This is a genomic window from Asticcacaulis sp. AC460, from assembly GCF_000495795.1.
Classification (GTDB): domain Bacteria; phylum Pseudomonadota; class Alphaproteobacteria; order Caulobacterales; family Caulobacteraceae; genus Asticcacaulis.
In genome coordinates, this window is record NZ_AWGD01000040.1 from 60938 (window position 1) to 77539 (window position 16602).

Annotated in this window: 20 protein-coding genes; 14 read left to right on the forward strand and 6 right to left on the reverse strand. The window is 62.0% G+C overall.

From position 1 onward, the window contains the following. Nucleotides 1-2: 2 nt before the first annotated feature. Together ABAC460_RS45780 and dgoD are read right to left on the reverse strand one after the other, a co-directional pair. Nucleotides 3-869, reverse strand: a complete 867-nt coding sequence (locus ABAC460_RS45780) for an SMP-30/gluconolactonase/LRE family protein (RefSeq protein WP_023455607.1) — start codon at nucleotides 867-869, stop codon at nucleotides 3-5. Nucleotides 870-1100: 231 nt separating this feature from the next. Beyond that, complete coding sequence (dgoD, locus tag ABAC460_RS45785) at nucleotides 1101-2285, reverse strand: galactonate dehydratase (protein ID WP_023455608.1); 1185 nt, start codon at nucleotides 2283-2285, stop codon at nucleotides 1101-1103. Between the two features lie 183 nt (nucleotides 2286-2468). On the opposite strand from dgoD, the gene ABAC460_RS45790 reads away from it, so the two are divergent. From ABAC460_RS45790 to metC, 5 genes are all read left to right on the forward strand, one after another. Then, a complete protein-coding gene (locus ABAC460_RS45790; protein ID WP_023455609.1) occupies nucleotides 2469-3686 on the forward strand; it encodes an acetyl-CoA C-acetyltransferase in 1218 nt (405 codons plus the stop codon). 15 nt (nucleotides 3687-3701) lie between these two features. After that, on the forward strand, nucleotides 3702-5903 hold the full coding sequence (locus ABAC460_RS45795) for a 3-hydroxyacyl-CoA dehydrogenase NAD-binding domain-containing protein (RefSeq protein ID WP_023455610.1): 2202 nt from the start codon (nucleotides 3702-3704) through the stop codon (nucleotides 5901-5903). 272 nt (nucleotides 5904-6175) lie between these two features. Then, entirely contained in the window at nucleotides 6176-6559 is a 384-nt protein-coding gene (locus tag ABAC460_RS45800; protein WP_023455611.1) for a hypothetical protein, read from the forward strand. Between the two features lie 86 nt (nucleotides 6560-6645). Next, a complete protein-coding gene (locus tag ABAC460_RS45805) occupies nucleotides 6646-7659 on the forward strand; it encodes an alpha/beta hydrolase (protein WP_023455612.1) in 1014 nt (337 codons plus the stop codon). Nucleotides 7660-7742: 83 nt separating this feature from the next. Next, nucleotides 7743-8909 carry a cystathionine beta-lyase gene (metC, locus tag ABAC460_RS45810; RefSeq protein WP_023455613.1) on the forward strand — a complete coding sequence of 389 codons (1167 nt, stop codon included), beginning with the start codon at nucleotides 7743-7745 and terminating at the stop codon, nucleotides 8907-8909. Here the strand turns inward: metC and ABAC460_RS45815 are convergent. Beyond that, complete coding sequence (locus ABAC460_RS45815; protein ID WP_023455614.1) at nucleotides 8906-9601, reverse strand: hypothetical protein; 696 nt, start codon at nucleotides 9599-9601, stop codon at nucleotides 8906-8908. The genes metC and ABAC460_RS45815 overlap by 4 nt on opposite strands. A gap of 8 nt (nucleotides 9602-9609) precedes the next feature. Further along, nucleotides 9610-10560: an NAD(P)H-dependent flavin oxidoreductase gene (locus ABAC460_RS45820; protein WP_023455615.1), complete on the reverse strand. Its 951-nt coding sequence runs from the start codon at nucleotides 10558-10560 to the stop codon at nucleotides 9610-9612. Nucleotides 10561-10672: 112 nt separating this feature from the next. Here ABAC460_RS45820 and queF point away from each other — a divergent pair, with 112 nt between their 5' ends. From queF to ABAC460_RS45840, 4 genes are read left to right on the forward strand one after another with little or no spacing between them, the layout of a single operon-like run. Then, nucleotides 10673-11134: a preQ(1) synthase gene (gene queF, locus ABAC460_RS45825; protein ID WP_023455616.1), complete on the forward strand. Its 462-nt coding sequence runs from the start codon at nucleotides 10673-10675 to the stop codon at nucleotides 11132-11134. Continuing rightward, entirely contained in the window at nucleotides 11131-11571 is a 441-nt protein-coding gene (locus ABAC460_RS45830; protein ID WP_023455617.1) for a hypothetical protein, read from the forward strand. The genes queF and ABAC460_RS45830 overlap by 4 nt, the downstream gene beginning before the upstream one ends. Nucleotides 11572-11591: 20 nt before the next feature. After that, on the forward strand, nucleotides 11592-12077 hold the full coding sequence (locus ABAC460_RS45835; RefSeq protein ID WP_155914755.1) for a hypothetical protein: 486 nt from the start codon (nucleotides 11592-11594) through the stop codon (nucleotides 12075-12077). A gap of 26 nt (nucleotides 12078-12103) precedes the next feature. Next, nucleotides 12104-12592, forward strand: coding sequence for a hypothetical protein (locus ABAC460_RS45840; protein ID WP_023455619.1), 489 nt, complete (start codon nucleotides 12104-12106; stop codon nucleotides 12590-12592). A gap of 19 nt (nucleotides 12593-12611) precedes the next feature. Here ABAC460_RS45840 and ABAC460_RS45845 read toward each other — a convergent pair whose 3' ends face one another. Then, on the reverse strand, nucleotides 12612-13238 hold the full coding sequence (locus ABAC460_RS45845; RefSeq protein WP_023455620.1) for a nitroreductase family protein: 627 nt from the start codon (nucleotides 13236-13238) through the stop codon (nucleotides 12612-12614). Between the two features lie 89 nt (nucleotides 13239-13327). Between ABAC460_RS45845 and ABAC460_RS45850 the strand changes: the two genes are divergently transcribed. From ABAC460_RS45850 to ABAC460_RS45865, 4 genes are all read left to right on the forward strand, one after another. Then, entirely contained in the window at nucleotides 13328-13951 is a 624-nt protein-coding gene (locus ABAC460_RS45850) for an NUDIX domain-containing protein (protein ID WP_023455621.1), read from the forward strand. A gap of 5 nt (nucleotides 13952-13956) precedes the next feature. Then, complete coding sequence (gene cysE, locus ABAC460_RS45855) at nucleotides 13957-14784, forward strand: serine O-acetyltransferase (protein ID WP_023455622.1); 828 nt, start codon at nucleotides 13957-13959, stop codon at nucleotides 14782-14784. A gap of 14 nt (nucleotides 14785-14798) precedes the next feature. Next, nucleotides 14799-15056 (forward strand): hypothetical protein, encoded by a 258-nt coding sequence (locus ABAC460_RS45860; RefSeq protein ID WP_162150352.1) that lies wholly within the window; start codon nucleotides 14799-14801, stop codon nucleotides 15054-15056. 178 nt (nucleotides 15057-15234) lie between these two features. Continuing rightward, nucleotides 15235-15435: a DUF3126 family protein gene (locus ABAC460_RS45865; protein WP_023455624.1), complete on the forward strand. Its 201-nt coding sequence runs from the start codon at nucleotides 15235-15237 to the stop codon at nucleotides 15433-15435. A gap of 181 nt (nucleotides 15436-15616) precedes the next feature. Here the strand turns inward: ABAC460_RS45865 and ABAC460_RS45870 are convergent, their stop codons facing one another. Further along, complete coding sequence (locus ABAC460_RS45870; protein ID WP_023455625.1) at nucleotides 15617-16195, reverse strand: hypothetical protein; 579 nt, start codon at nucleotides 16193-16195, stop codon at nucleotides 15617-15619. 99 nt (nucleotides 16196-16294) lie between these two features. On the opposite strand from ABAC460_RS45870, the gene ABAC460_RS45875 reads away from it, so the two are divergent. After that, nucleotides 16295-16573 (forward strand): hypothetical protein, encoded by a 279-nt coding sequence (locus tag ABAC460_RS45875; protein WP_155914756.1) that lies wholly within the window; start codon nucleotides 16295-16297, stop codon nucleotides 16571-16573. Nucleotides 16574-16602 lie beyond the last annotated feature (29 nt).

Genomic DNA, 16602 nt, shown 5'->3' on the forward strand with positions numbered 1-16602 from the left:
GTTTAGCCTTTGAACTTCTGCGGTTCAAGGCCGGTATGGCCGCGCAGAAGGTCACTTGGGATTTCGAAGAGTGTCCCGGCTTCACGGTCGTCGGGCAGGTCGATGGCCGCCGAGGTCACGAACATCCGGTTCAGGTCGTTGCCGGCAAAGGTCATGGAGGTGATCTGTTTGGCCGGCAGGTCGATATGGAAGTCTTCGGTGGCGTCCATCTTGAAGCGGGTAATGCGTCCGGCCCCCCAATGGGCGACCCACAGGCCATTCTGGGCGTCCACCGTCATGCCGTCGGGATAGCCCCAGTCTTCGGGGAACTGCAGCCAAGGACGCTTGTTGATGGGCTCGCCGTCGTCGTCGATGTCGAACAGGAAGATCTGGCGCAGGTCGGTGTCGGTGTGGAAGACCTGGCGGTGGTCGGCGGTGAAGGCCGGGCCGTTGGGAATGGTGTAGGGGCCGTCGACATGGCTGACGGTCTTGTCGGTGTTGAGGCGGTGCCAGTTGCCGGTGGTCCGGGTGATCGGCTTATGCATCGAGCCGGCCCAGATGCGGCCGCGGTCGTCGGCCTTGGCGTCGTTGAGGCGGTTTTCCGGCTCGTCCGGGTAGGGATTGGCGATATGGCGGACGATGAACGGGTCCAGCGACAGTTCGGCGAACCCGGTCATCAGGCCGGCGATAAAGCCGCCTTTTTCGCGTTCGATCACCCAGCAGATCGGGCAGTCGAAGCTCCAGGTCTTTTCGCGGCCATCGAGGAAGTACGCGTTCAGCTTATGCGACAGGATATCGACCCAGTAGATGCACTGGTCGCGGCGGGACCATAGCGGCCCTTCGCCCAAAAGCGCACCCGGTTGCGTACGGCGGATTATGTCCTGAGTCATAGTGTTCCCTGTATTCTGTTAGAAAGTCGCCCCACCACCGCACCTCACTCACTCCGCCTTCGGCTGCGTTTCGTTCGAGCGGTCCCCCTCCCCACACGTGGGGAGGTATCAGATAAAGAGCGAACTTCCTTTTTCTGATACCTCCCCGCGCTCTTCGCGTGGGGAGGGGCACCATAAGCGAAACGAAGCAAAGCGAAGTGCAGCGAAATGGTGGTGGGGCGACTTACTTTCTCACCACTCTCTCACATATCCATCTGGTCCGCGCCACGCCGGATTGCGCCAAGGCGGGCAGTCTTTCGCCATTTCGCGCACCTTGGCTTCGTCGATCTCGACGCCCAGGCCCGGACCCGTCAGGGCTTCGACATAGCCGTCGCGAACATCGAACACTTCCGGATTCTTCATATAGAACAACAGGTCGTGGCCGTTGGTGTTGTAGTGGATGCCCAGCGACATTTCCTGGATGACGTGGTTCGGCGTCGCGATGCCCAGTTGCATGCAGGCGCCCAGGGCCAGCGGCCCCAGCGGGCAGTGCGGCGCCACGGCGACGTCATACGCTTCGGCCATGGCGGCGATGCGGCGGACTTCGGAGATGCCGCCGGCATGCGACAGATCGGGCTGAATGATATCGACACAGGCGCGTTCGAAGAAGGGCTTGAAATCCCAGCGGCTGTACAGACGTTCACCGAGCGCGATCGGGGTGGTGGTCAGTTTCGACAACTGCTCGATGGCCTCGACATGCTCGCTGAGCAGCGGCTCCTCGATGAACAGCGGCCGGATCGGCTCAAGCGCATGGGCCAGTTGCTTGGCCATGGGCTTGTGCACCCGGCCGTGGAAGTCGAGCCCGACATCCAGCCCCAGGGCCTGGACCGAGGTGGCGCGTTCCAGCACACCATCGATCACCTTGGGCGAATCGAGCCAACCCATGTCTTCAGACGCATTCATCTTGACGGCCTTGAAGCCCTGGTCCTGGCGCGCCCTGGCGGCGTCGACCACATCCGAGGGACGGTCGCCACCGATCCAGGCATAGACCTGGACGCGGTCACGCACGCGGCCGCCCAGCAGTTGCCACACTGGCACGCCCAGACGGCGCGCCTTCAGATCCCACAGGGCCTGGTCGAAACCCGACAGGGCCGACATCAGGACCGGTCCACCGCGATAGAAGCCCAGGCGATAGAAGACCTGCCACATGTCTTCGATACGTTCCGGATCGTGCCCGATAAAGCGTTCGCGGATCTCGGCGAAGGTAGCTTCGGTGGCTTCGGTATGGCCTTCCAGCGAGGCTTCGCCCCAGCCGACGGCGCCTTCGGAATCTTCGATGCGAACGAACAGCCAGCGCGGCGGAACGGCAAAGGTTTCGATCTTGGCTATGCGCGTGGCGGTAGCGGTGAGGGTGCTGGGAGCGTGTGCGGTGTCCATGGAGGTCTGCCTAATCCTGCTGTGACCAAAGGTCAATAATATTGTATGATAATTTAGACGTTTCACGCCACAGGTTTCCGCCAGGTTGGAGAAAATTTTCCCGATTATCTTGACGTTCGCGTAAACAAAGCGCATCTAATCCGGCATCAAAACAAACGCCCCGAGCGTTGGAGGACAGACCGGATGCCGACCCCTGAAAATTCAGCCTATATCTACGACCATGTCCGCTCGCCGCGCGGCAAGGGCAAGAAGGACGGCAGCCTGCACCAGATTACGGCGCTGGACCTTTCGGCCCAGGTCCTGGCCGGCCTGCGTGACCGCAACAGCCTGGATACGGCCCTGGTCGACGACTGCACCTGGGGCTGCGTGACGCCGGTGGGCGAGCAGGGCGGGGACATCGCCCGCGCCGCGGTCCTGGCCGCCGGATATTCGCAACTGACCGCCGGCGCCCAGGTCAACCGCTTCTGCGCCTCGGGGCTGGAAGCCGTCAATATTGCCGCCGCCAAGGTGGTGTCCGGCGAAGCGACCATGGCCATCGGCGGTGGCGTCGAATGCATGAGCCGCATCCCCATGGGCTCCGATGGCGGCGCCTGGGCGATCGATGTCGCCGCGGCCTTTCCGACCTATTTCGTGCCCCAGGGCGTGTCGGCCGATATGATCGCCTCCAAGTGGGGCTTTTCGCGTACCGACTGCGATGCCTATGCCGTCGAATCGCACAAGCGCGCCGCCCGTTCGTGGCAGGAAGGCCGTTTCAAGAATGCGGTCCTGCCCATCAAGGATCAACTGGGCATCACCGCCCTGGCCCACGATGAAACCGTGCGACCCAATACCGACATGCAGACCCTGGGCGGGTTGAATCCGTCGTTCGCCGCCTTCGGTGAAATGGCCTTCGACGCCGTCATTCAGCAGCGTTACCCTGAGGTCGAGCGCGTCAGCCACGTCCATACGCCGGGCAATTCGTCGTCGATCGTCGACGGCGCCGCCGCCGTCCTGGTCGGCTCGAAGCAAGCCGGCGAACTGACCGGCATCAAGCCGCGCGCCCGCATCCTGGGCACCGCCTCGATCGGCTCGGAGCCGTCGATCATGCTGACCGGCCCGTCCTATGTCACCGAAAAGCTGCTCAAGAAGCTGGGCATGGCGACCACGGACATCGACCTTTACGAACTGAACGAGGCCTTTGCCGCCGTGGTGCTGCGCTACATGCAGGCGCTGGATATCCCGCACGACAAGATCAATGTCTGCGGCGGCGCCATCGCCATGGGCCACCCGCTGGGCGCCACAGGGGCGATGATCCTGGGCACCCTGGTCGATGAGCTGGAACGGACCGGCAAGTCGACCGGCCTGGCCGTGCTGTGTGTCGGCGGCGGCATGGCCACCGCCACCGTGATCGAACGCGTCTAAGAGGGAACAAACATTATGGACAATTTCAAAACCGACCTCGACGCCGACGGCATCCTGCTGTGCTCTTTCGACGTGCCCGGCAAGACGATGAACACCTTTACCAAGGGGGCCCTGGCTGATCTGGAAGCCATCGCCAACCGCGCCAAAAACGAAGCCGAGATCAAGGGCGTGGTCATCACCTCGGGCAAGAGCAACGGCTTCTGCGCCGGCGCCGACCTGGACGACCTGTTCGGCGGAGGCTGGGAAGTGGAAGGCGAGGGGGAGGCCGCGCTGAAGGCGACTTTTGATGTCGCGTTTGAGATGAACCGCATCTACCGCCTGCTGGAAACCTGCGGCAAGCCGGTGGCCGTGGCCATCAACGGCCTGGCGCTTGGCGGCGGACTTGAGCTTTCCCTGGCCTGTCATTACCGCGTCATCGGTAACGGCCCCAAGACCCAGGTCGGCCTGCCCGAAATCAAGATCGGCATCTTCCCCGGCGGTGGTGGCTCGCAGCGCCTGCCGCGCGTCATAGGCGTCCAGGCGGCCCTGCTGGCCATGTCGGAAGGCAAGTCGTTCAAGCCCCAGGAAGCTTTGGGCATGGGCATCGTCCATGAGCTGGTCGAGGCCGGCAAGGAAGTCGAGGCCGCCAAGACCTGGATCAAGACCAAGGGCGACCCGGTCGCGCCATGGGACAAGAAGGATTTCAAGATCCCCGGCGGCGGTCCCTATCACCCCGCTGGTTCGCAGGTTTTCATCATGGGCAATGCCCTGTTGCGCAAGCAGTCCTACGGCAACTATCCCGCCGTCATCAACCTGATGCACGCCGTCTATGAGGGCCTGCAGGTGCCGTTCGACACGGCGTTGAAGATCGAGACGCGCTACTTCTCCAAGACGCTGATGACGCCTCAGGCCAAGGCCATGATGCGGACCTTCTTTTTCTCGATGCAGGCCATCGGCAAGGGTTCGGGCCGTCCGGACGGCTATGCCAAGACCGAGTTCAAGCAGGTCGCCGTGCTGGGCGCGGGCATGATGGGGGCAGGCATCGCCTACGTCCAGGCCATGGCGGGCATCAAGACCGTCCTGATCGATCGCGACCAGGAGTCGGCCGACAAGGGCAAGACGCATTGCGCCGACCTGATCAAGAAGCAGGTGTCGCGCGGTAAGCTGACTCCGGAAGCCGGCCAGGCGACTCTGGACCTGATCACCGCCACGCCGGACTATAGCCTGATTGCCGGCTCCGACCTGGTGGTCGAGGCGGTGTTCGAGAACAGCGAGCTGAAGGCCACGGTCACCAAGGCCGCCGAAGCCCACCTGGCCGATACGGCGGTGTTCGGTTCCAACACCTCGACCATTCCGATCAGCGACCTTGCGAAAGCCTCGGCCCGGCCGAAGAACTATATCGGCATCCACTTCTTCTCGCCGGTCGACAAGATGATGCTGGTCGAGATCATCATGGGCAAGGAGACCTCGGACGAGACCCTGGCCAAGGCCATCGACTACGTCCTGAAGATCAAGAAGACGCCGATCGTGGTCAACGACTCGCGCTACTTCTTCGCCAACCGCTGCTTCATTCCGTTCACCGCCGAAGGCCTGCACCTGTGGGCCGAGGGCTACAGCCCGGCCATTATCGACAATGCTGGCCGCATGACCGGCATGCCGCGCGGGCCGCTGGAAATGATGGACGACGTGGCGCTGGACCTGCTGGTCAAGATCACGTCGGAAACGGCCAAGGCCGAGGGCGACGCCTATGTGCCGATCCCCGGTGAAAAGGAAGTCGCCGCCATGGTCGCCGATGGTCGCCTGGGCCGCAAGAGCAACAAGGGCTTCTACGACTATCCGGCCGAAAAGACGGCCACCAAGACCCTGTGGCCCGGGCTGAGCGAAAAGTTCCAGCCGACCATACTGGAGGCAGATCCGGCCCTGGTCGAGGAACTGAAGAAGCGCATGCTGTATGTTCAGGCTGTCACCGCGGCGCGCTGTTTCGAGGATGGCGTCATCACCGATCCGCGCGAGGCCGATGTCGGTTCGATCCTCGGCTGGGGCTTTGCGCCGTGGTCGGGCGGGATCGTTTCTCTGATCGACGCGATCGGCGTGGCCAAGTTCGTCGCCGAACTGGACCGCATGACGGCGGCCTATGGCGATCGCTTCGCGCCGCCGCAATTGCTGCGCGACATGGCGGCCAAGGGAGAGACCTTCTACGGCCGCTTTGGGAAGGTGAAGACCGACAAGGCGGCATAAAAGACTGTTGGAAACTCCGTCCGGCTGGCCTGCAAAGGGCTGGTTTCTGCGCTTCCGGTGCTCACGTACGTAAGTACGCTCCGCTCCGGTTCTCGAAACCAACCCTTTTCGGCTCAGCCTGACGGCTTTCCAAACCGTCTTTAAAGTATAACCGCAACCCCTTGACCTTACAGCATTTGTAATCGGCCACCCTCTGATCGGGGGTGGCCGTAACGTTGTTTTCGTCGTAATTTACCTCTCGTTAGCAACAGGGGCTAAATGGGGTTTATCACATGAAAAAGTATGTTTTGGGTTGGGTTGCCGGTGTTGTCTTGTCGTTCGGTGTGTCGTCCGTCGCTTCGGCGATGGATCTCAACGCGGTCAAGCGCCACGAGGAACCGGAGATCACCAGCAACCAGGCTGTGCAGGTCTGCGCGGCATCGATGATGGGCGCCGCCTATCTGGCCGAAAAGGGCAGCGACGATGCCGAACTGTACACGACCCTGGGCCGCGCCTGGGTGTCGTTGTCGCAGAAGGTTTCGACCCGCACCGGCGATGACTATATCAATAACGAGCTGATGCCCGATATGGAGGCGCTGTACAACGAGGGCGATGAGACCGTGAAGTTCTACAAGCTGTACTGCCTCAAGGCCAGCAAGCAACTGCTGGAAGGCTAAAGGCGCCAATTCCATGATTTCAGGCGTGCGTTCTGCGCACGCCTGAGCTAAGTTGCGCGAAATTGCGCAAATAGTAGAGGCATGTCATGGATCGCCGTACCCTTCTCGGACTGACCGTTGCCCTGGCCGGCGCGCCCGCTTTCGCGCGGGCGCAAGCCCATGCCCAGGCCAGCGCCCAGGAAGGCATGCCGACCGAAGCGTCACTGACCTTAAAGCCCAGCCTGCCGATGCAGGACCTGTGGCCTGGCGCCGCACCGGGCGGCGAAAAGGTCACCGCTACCGAACGCTCGGTGCTCCGTAAGCCCGACGGCGATCCCAACGATACGGCCTTCTACAACATCACCAAGCCCTGGCTGTCGGTGCGCCGGCCGGAAAAGCCCAATGGCGGCGCCGTTCTGCTGATACCCGGCGGCGGCTATGTCCGCGTCGCTGTGTCGAAAGCCGGCGGCGAGGTCGACGCCTGGCTGGCCGGGCTGGGCTATACCGCCTTCACCATGACCTACCGGTTGCCGGGCGATCCGTGGGCCGCCGGGCCCGACGTCGCTTTGCAGGATGCCCAGCGCGCCATCCGGCTGATCCGGTCCGAGGCGTCGCGGTTCGGCATTGACCCGAACCGGATCGGCATTGCAGGTTTCTCGGCCGGCGGCCATGTCGCTGGTCTGCTGGCGACGCGCTTCGCAGAACAGACCTATGCGCCCGTTGATGCCGCTGATCAGCTTTCGGCCAGGCCGGCCGTTGCGGCGCTGATGTATCCGGTGATCACCATGGGCGAATATGCCCACAAGGGTTCGCGTCAGGAAATCCTGAAAAACGTCCAGGCCGAAGTGGTTGAGGCCATCAAGACGCGGTCATCCGTGGAACTGCATGTTCCGGCTGACGGCGTGCCGTGTTTTGTCGGCGGTACGACCGATGACCCGTCGGTTCCGGCGAAGAACGGCATCCTGATGTACGAAGCGCTGAAGGCCGCCAAGGTCCCGGCCGAATTGCACCTATGGGAAGGCAATACCCACGGCTTCCCCCTGCGTGGCAAGGACGGACAGCTCCTGCCGTGGGGACCGGCAGCCTTGGCCTTTATGCAAAGGCACGGCCTGGACGCCTGATCAGTCCGCCTGACCATTTTGGATAGGTCTTATCGCTTGCAACCAAATCCGTTTCACGGTTGAAGCGGGGCAGGAGATCCAAGATGAAAGAGACCACCCGCCTGAACTCGGCCACGCTGGGCCGCGCCAACAGCCGCCGCGCCGTCAATACGGCCGTCGAACGCGGCTCGACCGTGCTGTTCGAAAACGCGGAGATGCTCTACAACGACGACGTCCGCCCGACCTACGGCACCGACGGCCTGTCGACCCAGGACGAATTGCGCCGGCTGCTGGCCGACCTGGAAGGCGCCACCGAAAGCTTCATCCTGCCCAGCGGCCTGGCGGCCCTGACCGTGCCGCTCTTCGCCTTCCTGCAGGCCGGCGACGAGCTCCTGGTGGTCAATTCCTGCTACGCGCCGGTCCGCCGCTTCGTCGAGACCCAGCTCAAGCGTTATGGCGTCGCGACGCGTTATTATGACTCGTGTCTGACGCCGGAAGAGGTCCTGGCTCTGGCCACCCCGGCGACGAAGATGATCTATGTCGAAAGCCCGGGCTCGCTGACCTTCGATATCCAGGACATCCCCGGCATCGCCGCCGCGGCGAAGGCGCGGGGTATCCTGACCCTGTGCGACAACACCTATGGCGGCGGTGTGCTGTTCAAGCCGCTTGAGCACGGGATCGACCTCAGCATGCAGGCCCTGACCAAATATGTCGGCGGCCACAGCGACGTCCTGATCGGCTCGGTCAGCACTCGCGACAAGGCCCTGGCCGCGACCCTCTACAAGACCATCAAGGCCTGGGGCTTCTTCACTTCGGCGGACGAGAGTTATCTCGCCACTCGGGGTATCCGCACTCTGCAACTGCGTATCAAGCTGAGTGGCGACAGCGCCTTGAAGATCGCCCGTTGGCTGGAAACCCGGCCGGAAGTATTGAGAGTGGTCCATCCCGGCCTGGAATCGCACCCTGGCCACGATGTCTTCGCCCGTGATTTCACCGGCTCGAACGGCCTGTTCATGGTACTGTTCAAGGGTGACGGCGAACGCCAGTCGCAAGCCTTCCTGAATAAACTCAAACTGTTCGGCCTGGGCTTCAGCTGGGGCGGGTATGAGAGCCTTGCGGTCAATTGCGAGCCCCAGGTCCGCGGCCGGCCGCGCCTGAGCGACGAGCCCGATCCGTACCTGGCCGGCTCTTCGATCCGTTTCTATGTCGGGCTGGAAGACGCCGACGATCTGATCGCCGACATCGAACAGGCGCTTGACACCTTCCGCTAAAGCCGGCGGCTCAATGACACGGAAAGGGTGGGGCGGTCCACCGCCCAGTCGGCATAGGCATGCCAGTTGTTGATGCTGGTCGCCACGCCGATCTTCGGTGTCGCCTGGTAGTACAGGCCGATATTGGCATTGGTATAGTCGACGCTGCCCCACTGTTTTTTGTGCGAAACGCTGAGCCAGCCCGACAGTTTCGGCAGGAAGCTGCGGCTGACCGACAGGTTCAGGCCGTAGGACTTGCGTGTCGTGGCATAGTCCGCGTTGGTATATTCAAGGCCCAGGCCGTAGTTGATGCCTTTCAGCGACCGCGATGCCGACACCTGATACAGCAGGGCCTCATCGGTCAGGCCGGGGCGCGTGCCGGGATAGGTCTTGTACATGACCTGATAATTCAGGTTGGCCAGTTTGTTGTCCTGGCGCCAGGCGACGTGGAAACGGTTTTCGCTGTCGGTGCCGCTGTAGGAATCGGCCGTTTCGTGCCGGGCGCCGAAGGTCATGCGGCCCTTATTGCCCGACAGGTTCAGGCTAAGGCGCGGTTTGCGGTTGATTTCACCGTTGATCGTGCCCGAGGTCGAGATACCGATCGAGGCTGAGGTGTGAATCTTCTGGTCCCACCACGACGGCGGGGCCGCATCTTCGGCGTAGGCCGGTGCGGCAAAAGATATAAGTAAAACAAAGATTAACGTAGCCCTCATGGGGCAAGTTATACCAGATCGGGTGCCTTGGATGCAAACGCCTGGGAGGCGAATTTAAATTCCTGTTGCAACCGCGAAACGAGTTCGGCCACAGGCAGCACCTCATGGATCGAGCCGACCCCCTGGCCGGCCGACCAGATGGTCTTCCACGCCTTGGCTTCGGGGTTCAGTTCCTCGTCCATATCGATCTTGTGGTGGGGATCCTTGGCGGCGGCCGGATCCAGCCCGTTGGCGACCAGGGAGGGGGTCAGGAAGTTGGCATTGATGCCCGAAATGGCGTCGGTATAGGTGATGTCCTTCGCCGTGGTGTCGATCAGCATCTGCTTGTAACCCGGATCGGCCTGGGCCTGGGTGGTGGCAATGAAGCGTGTGCCCATATAGCCGAGATCGGCGCCCGCCATCAAAGCGCCGGCGACGTCCTGGCCGGTCGACAGGGCTCCGGAGAGGATAATGGTGCCCTTGAAGAACTGGCGCACCTCATTGAGCAGGGCGAAGGGATGCTGGTTGCCGGCATGGCCGCCGGCGCCGGCCGAGACCAGGATCAGCCCGTCGACCCCGGCCTCCATGGCCTTGCGCGCGTGGCGGGCATTGATGATGTCGTGGAAGACCACGCCGCCGTAACCGTGCACCGCATCGACGACATCCTTAACCGCGCCTAGAGACGTGATGACCAGCGGCACCTTGTGTTTCACCGTGACCTGCATGTCGGCCAGCAGGCGCGAATTGGTCGGGTGGACGATCATATTGACGCCGTAGGCCGCGTCGTTCTCGCCCAGAGCGCCCTGGATGGTGTTCAGCCAATCCTCGTAACCTTCGGTCGTGCGCTGGTTCAAGGCGGGGAAGGTGCCGATCATCCCGGCCTTGCAGGTGGCGATGACCAGGTCCGGTCCGGACACCAGGAACATCGGTGCGGCAATGGCGGGAAAACGCAGGTTGCGGGACAGCGAAGCAGGGATCATGACACGTTTCCTTTTGGCCGCAATTAGGCAGAAATTGACGTGAACGTAAAGGTAAATTTCGGCGCGACACACGCCTCTTGCGCTTAGTTCCTTTGGGTATAAATAGGGAACCATGAGCCACTATACCGATAACCTGACGCAACTGGGCGGCGATGCGCGCCCGGTCGACGACCCGGCCAAGGCCGTGCTGGAACGCGTGCCCAATCCCCATGCCGATGTCGACTATGTCGCGCGCTTCACGGCGCCGGAATTTACCTCGCTGTGCCCGGTAACCGGCCAGCCGGACTTTGCCCACCTGGTCATCGACTATGTGCCAGACGAATGGCTGGTCGAATCCAAGTCGCTGAAACTGTTCCTGACCAGTTTTCGCAACCATGGCGCCTTCCATGAGGACTGCACCATCCATATCGCCAAGCGCCTGCGCGACCTGCTCAGCCCGCGCTGGCTGCGCATCGGCGGCTTCTGGTATCCGCGCGGCGGTATTCCGATCGACGTCTTCTGGCAGACGGCCGAACCGCCCAAGGGCGTCTTGGTTCCTGACTTCGGCGTAGCAACCTACCGGGGCCGGGGATGATCAACCTGTGGCGCACCCTGGCGGCCCGCGCCGCGGTCGCCTTTGTCGTCCCGGCTGCGGCCAATGGCCTGGTGGCGGCGGTCCTGCTCTATGTTGCCGGCCCGGAAGCGCTTGAAATCACCGGGCCGTTCGGCCTGGTCGAGGGCTATGGTCACCTGATCCTGGCGCCGTACTGGCTGCTGGCCGAGATCTGGGGGCTCCATAAGAAGTCGTTTGCGCCGCTGCGCAGCTACCTGGCCTTTATCGGTGTTTTCTATACGGTCTACGGCCCGGTCCTGGTGTTCGCACCGCTGCCGGAATGGCCGGGTTTCGCCGTTGCCTATGCGTCGGGCAGCGTGGCGGCGATCGCGGCAGCATGGTATGTCACCTGGCTATGGCACAAGTCGCAAGTCGCGCGGGCGGCCCAGCGTGACGCCCAGATGACCGACGCGTTCTGACGCAGCGATATGGGGGGACTATGGAAAAACTCTGGGGATGGTTCTGGATACGCCTGTTAGCGTCTCTGGTTGCCGGGCCGCCGGCGATGATACTGTCCTGGTTGGGATCGAGTCTGGCGATCTCCTTTGCCCGTGGAGAGGGGACCTCCGGCGTGATATATTCGTCTTCGGGTATGGGTGAGCTGCTGCTCGTCGCCGCTATTGTCGTGGCGCCGCTCTGGATCGCCATGGAGGCGTTGAATCACCGGTGGCGCCGCCCCCTGCCGCCGGTACTGGCCCTGGCCTGGCTGATGGTTTTCGGCGCCGTTTTTGTGGGCATCATCATTACCTGGGTACTGTTCGCCTATCCCAATGGAAACGAGGGGGGCAGTCTGTTTTCGCAAATCCTGATTCTTGTCCTGTCCTATACCGCCGCTGCGGTCCTGGTGACTGTGGTGGGGCTGCCGGTCATTCGGCGTTGGAAGAAGAAAACCGCCTTGCCTGACGAACTCTCCCGCGTATTTTAGGGGTTCGCGCATGAGGGGGACGGGCTATGGAAAAACTCTGGGGACGGTTCTGGATACGCACCCTGGCGTGTCTGTTCGGCGCGCCGCCTATCATGCTGTTTTGCGCCATCGCCGCCGGTGTGGTGATCAATCTGGTGCTTGGTTACGGGGCGGGGACTGAACTTCTGCCGTCGGCGGAAATCACGGGCTACATTCTGATCGGCTGCGTCGTCATGGCGCTTCCCTTATGGATCGCGATGGAGATTCTGAACCGTCGCTGGAAGCGGCCCTTGCCGCCCGGTATCGCCGCGGGTTACGTCGCAACCTTTGTCGTGGTGGTGATGGCGATCCTCTTTGTCTTTGCCAAAAGCGCGTCCCTGGACGTTTCCCGCGAACTGGCCGGTATATCGCCCCTGGTGGTTCTGGGACTGACCTATATCGGCGCGGTGCTGGTGACGACGGGCCTGGCGTCGCCGATCATCCAGCGGTGGAAGAAACGAACGGCGACAGCAGCCGAGTTGTCAGGCCTGTTCTAAAGCCTGTCGTCAGCCATGGCTAAGTCTGCGACCACCAGCTCACACGTTCAGCATAGTTCGGCCGGTCGCGTTCCAGCGGCGCTTCCGACGGCGTGCCGAGATAGACGAAGCCAGCGACGTTTTCATGGTCGGCCAGGCCCAGGACCTGTTTGGCTTCGGCGTCATAGCTGTACCAGTCGGTGATCCAGTTGGCGCCATACCCAAGCGCACCCGCCGCGATCAGCAGGGTCTGGCACACCGCGGCGGCCGACAGTTGTTGTTCCCACAAAGGGATCTTGTGCGGCTGGAGGGGGGAGGAGACGACCAGCAGGGCTTCTGGCGGGATCGATAATTTTTGCAAGGCGGCCACAGCCTTGCCGGGCTCCGGTTGTTTCGCCGCCAGGGCGGTCAGTTTTTCAACCAGGGTGGCCTTGCTTTGCGCGGTAAAGCGGACGATGCGCCACGGCCCGATCTTGCCGTGGTCCGGCACACGCAGGCCGATGCGGATCAGCAGGTCGATCTCGTCGGCTGACGGCCCGGGCGATTGCAAGGTCGGCGCCGGCGCGCTGCGGCGGAAGAACAGGGCTTCCAAGACGTCAGGCGATGGTTTTTGGGGCAGGGGCTGACCGAATTCCGGGGCGGGCGTGTCGGAGAGAGTAAGGGGCATGGAATGTCCTTGCTGAGTCTATTGCCGACTATATAGGGTTGGAACCGCGAATGAACGCCAATGAACGCTAATTTTTGCCGGAAGCCCGTATGACCGATCTGCTCCCGCCGTGGGACGACGAAGCCACCGCCGCCCAGCGCGCGACCTGGAAAAGCCTGCGCCATCAGGTGGTGTTCGAAAACCCGTGGATTCGCATCGAAAGCCACGATGTGGTCGCGCCGACCGGCCGCGAATGTCATTACGGCCTGGTGCGGTTCGCCAATCGTGCGGTCGGGGTGCTGCCGCTGTTCGACGACGGCACGGTCGCCCTGGTCGGTCAGGCGCGGTTCGCGCTGGGGACCTTCAGTTGGGAGATGCCCGAAGGCGGCGTTCCCGAGGGCGAAGACACCCTGGACGGCGCCAAGCGCGAACTGCGCGAGGAGACCGGCTATAGGGCCGACACCTGGCAGGAAATCCTGCGCTTCGATATGTCCAATTCGGTGACCGATGAGGTCGCGGTCCTGTATCTGGCGACGGGTTTGAAACCCGGCGATGTCGAGCCTGACGAGACGGAAAATCTGTTCGCTGCACGCGTTCCCTTTTCGCAACTGCTCAAAGCTGTTATTATGGGGCAGGTTCGCGACGGATTAACCGTTGCAAGTGTATTACGGGTCCACCATATGGCGGTCAGCGGCGAGTTGCCGCCCCATCTGGCGGAAGCTGTTCTGAGGTAATTATCATGGCTCAGGTATTCGAAGTCATCACGCCGGACGACAAGCCGATCTGGCTTAACCTGCGCCAGGAAGCCCAGGATACCCTGGCGGCCGAGCCGGCTCTGGCGTCGCTGCTGCATTCGACCATCCTGTCGCACGACGACCTGGCCTCCAGCCTGTCCTATCACATCGCCCGCAAGATGGCCGACGATACCCTGCGCGGTATGACCCTGCGTGAGCTGGCCCAGAAGGCCTATGCCGCCGATCCGTCGCTGGTGGAAGCTGCCATGGCAGACCTGCAGGCCGTCTATGAACGCGACCCGGCGGCCAAGGGCTATCTCCAGGCCTTCATGTTCTTCAAGGGCTTCCTCAGCCTGCAGATCTACCGCGTGTCGCACTGGCTGTGGAACCAGGGTCGTGGGACCATGGCGCACTTCCTGCAAAGCCGGGTGTCCGAGCTTTTCCAGATCGACATCAACCCGGCGGCGCGCATCGGCAAGGGCGTCTTCCTCGACCATGGCACCGGCATCGTCATCGGTGAAACCGCGGTGGTCGGTGACGACTGCTCGATCCTGCAGGGCGTGACCCTGGGCGGGACCGGCGCCGAACGCGGCGACCGCCACCCCAAGATCGGCCGTGGCGTCCTGCTGGGCGCCGGCGCCAATGTGCTGGGCAATATCTCGATCGGCGACTATGCCAAGATCGCCTCGGGTTCGGTGGTCTTGAAGCCGGTACCCGCGCACTGTACGGCGGCCGGGGTTCCGGCGAAGCTGGTCAACTGCAAGACCTGCGAGGATCCGGCGCGCCAGATGGACCACACCATGCCGGATATCGATCTCGACTATTCGATCTGAAACGGTCAGCTATGATGGAGTTTCTGATCATGGCCGTGCTGGCGATCATCGTCGCCATGCTGGTTTACGTGTTCAGGGCGATTCCAATTCACATACGGTTCATGGCGGACCGCGAGCGGCGTCACGGGAATCTGGCCGGCGCTTACCATTACGAAAGCCGACTTTACGGCCTAACCTGCCGGCTGGCCATTCTGATGCTTACTGGTTTTTTTGGTTTCGGCCTATATGCCCTTGGCAGTACATTGCTGCGGCAATTCGGTCTCATCGCGTAGGCGATTTGCCGCCGCCTTGTGGATAAGCGCGATAAGCAATTGCCCGCTAAGGCATTGACCGGTAAGGCTCCTGTCACAGAAAAGTTTATCCCCGCCCAGGGGAATTTGTGGTTTAGTCGCCCGATAAGCCGGGGGCGGACCAGGACAAGACCTCCGGGCCATCATGAGAGCCACACACATGACCCCCGCTGAAATTACCAAGGTACAAGACTATCTTACACGGACGTTCGGAACCAAGGGCCTCGAAATCAAGGCACGCAAGCAGAAGGATTCCGCCGAAGTCTTCATCGGCGAGGAGTTCGTCGGCGTCGTCTATGTCGACGAGGACGAGGAAGGGTCCTACCTCTTCGAAATGGCCATCCTCAAGGAAGACCTCTAAAATCGGTTATGCTGGCCTGCAAAGTGCCGTTTTCTGCGCTTCCGGTGCTCACGTACTGAAGTACGCTCCGCTCCGGTTCTCGAAACCAGCCCTTTTCGGCTCAGCCTGACCGATTTCCAAAAATCAAAAAGCGCCGGATCATCCGGCGCTTTTTTCGTAGTGACGGCTTGGCAAGCGGTTCTTAGCTTCCGTACATGTCGAAGTCCGCATCGGCCTTCTTGCCGCGGCGCTTGCGTGTCGGCTCGACGTCGGGCGGCGGTGGCGGCGTCGCCTTGCGCTCATACTCGGCGGCCTTGTAAGCGGCGCGCTCGGACTTGCCGGACTTCCAACGCGTCAACTCGTCGCCACCAGCGATCACAAGCTCGGACAGAATCGACAGGAACTGCGGGAAGCGCGCGGCGACGAATCCGCCGACAATGGCCGTAACCGCGGCCAGGAAGGGTGAATGCGCCGACATCGTCTCGATCATCTTGGACAAAGAACCGACCGGCGATGCCGCAAAGGCTTCGTCGAACATGCGTTGCTGTTTTGAGCGTTTGTCCTGCGGCTGGGCGAGCTTGATCACGACGTAGACGCCCACCGGCAGAAGGAACGCGGCGCCGATCGCCAACGGGCCCCAGACTGGGCCGAGGATGGCGGTGGCCCAGTTGTAGATGCCAAAGCTGATCCAGATCAAACCGATGATGGCGGCCGCCAGCATCAGAACGTAGCCGACCAGCGACTGCTTCAGGGCGTCGAATTGTTGCGACAGATTGAACATGCCCGGTCTCCGAAATCACGCATCCAAGTCTAGACGCCGCGATAATAAAAGGACAATAGGTTTAAGGCTCCGTTGCCAGACCAGAAATCGAGGTGGAACGTGTTGTTTTTGAAGGCGATGTGGCATTCGCTGCGAGTCGTGGCAACCGGTTTGTTCTGGCTGATGGTGGTCATGTTCCTGTTCGCAGGCATCACGCAACTGGGCAAGGCGCCTTTGGTCGGGCAGGTGACCCTGGGTTTTGTCGCCGTGGTGGTTCTGGCGCGAGTGCTGCTGGTGCCGAAGGTTTTGAAACCGCCCGTGTTCAATGTGATCGGCTGCCTGGCGTTTTTTGCCTTCATTGCCGTTCTGACGATGAAGGGGATGACCGGCGTGGCGTAAGGATTTTGACCACGAACCACACGAACAGA

Excerpts from the sequence above, each read along its gene's own strand:
- ABAC460_RS45835 (WP_155914755.1), top strand. The coding sequence starts at position 11,592 with ATGGAAAAACTCTGGGGATGGTTCTGGATACGCCTGTTAGCGTCTCTG.
- ABAC460_RS45795 (WP_023455610.1), top strand. The coding sequence starts at position 3,702 with ATGGACAATTTCAAAACCGACCTCGACGCCGACGGCATCCTGCTGTGC.
- ABAC460_RS45840 (WP_023455619.1), top strand. The coding sequence starts at position 12,104 with ATGGAAAAACTCTGGGGACGGTTCTGGATACGCACCCTGGCGTGTCTG.
- ABAC460_RS45820 (WP_023455615.1), bottom strand. The coding sequence starts at position 10,560 with ATGATCCCTGCTTCGCTGTCCCGCAACCTGCGTTTTCCCGCCATTGCC.
- metC (WP_023455613.1), top strand. The coding sequence starts at position 7,743 with ATGAAAGAGACCACCCGCCTGAACTCGGCCACGCTGGGCCGCGCCAAC.
- ABAC460_RS45800 (WP_023455611.1), top strand. The coding sequence starts at position 6,176 with ATGAAAAAGTATGTTTTGGGTTGGGTTGCCGGTGTTGTCTTGTCGTTC.
- ABAC460_RS45790 (WP_023455609.1), top strand. The coding sequence starts at position 2,469 with ATGCCGACCCCTGAAAATTCAGCCTATATCTACGACCATGTCCGCTCG.
- cysE (WP_023455622.1), top strand. The coding sequence starts at position 13,957 with ATGGCTCAGGTATTCGAAGTCATCACGCCGGACGACAAGCCGATCTGG.
- ABAC460_RS45845 (WP_023455620.1), bottom strand. The coding sequence starts at position 13,238 with ATGCCCCTTACTCTCTCCGACACGCCCGCCCCGGAATTCGGTCAGCCC.
- ABAC460_RS45850 (WP_023455621.1), top strand. The coding sequence starts at position 13,328 with ATGACCGATCTGCTCCCGCCGTGGGACGACGAAGCCACCGCCGCCCAG.
- ABAC460_RS45805 (WP_023455612.1), top strand. The coding sequence starts at position 6,646 with ATGGATCGCCGTACCCTTCTCGGACTGACCGTTGCCCTGGCCGGCGCG.
- ABAC460_RS45865 (WP_023455624.1), top strand. The coding sequence starts at position 15,235 with ATGACCCCCGCTGAAATTACCAAGGTACAAGACTATCTTACACGGACG.
- ABAC460_RS45780 (WP_023455607.1), bottom strand. The coding sequence starts at position 869 with ATGACTCAGGACATAATCCGCCGTACGCAACCGGGTGCGCTTTTGGGC.
- ABAC460_RS45860 (WP_162150352.1), top strand. The coding sequence starts at position 14,799 with ATGGAGTTTCTGATCATGGCCGTGCTGGCGATCATCGTCGCCATGCTG.
- ABAC460_RS45870 (WP_023455625.1), bottom strand. The coding sequence starts at position 16,195 with ATGTTCAATCTGTCGCAACAATTCGACGCCCTGAAGCAGTCGCTGGTC.
- queF (WP_023455616.1), top strand. The coding sequence starts at position 10,673 with ATGAGCCACTATACCGATAACCTGACGCAACTGGGCGGCGATGCGCGC.
- dgoD (WP_023455608.1), bottom strand. The coding sequence starts at position 2,285 with ATGGACACCGCACACGCTCCCAGCACCCTCACCGCTACCGCCACGCGC.
- ABAC460_RS45830 (WP_023455617.1), top strand. The coding sequence starts at position 11,131 with ATGATCAACCTGTGGCGCACCCTGGCGGCCCGCGCCGCGGTCGCCTTT.
- ABAC460_RS45815 (WP_023455614.1), bottom strand. The coding sequence starts at position 9,601 with ATGAGGGCTACGTTAATCTTTGTTTTACTTATATCTTTTGCCGCACCG.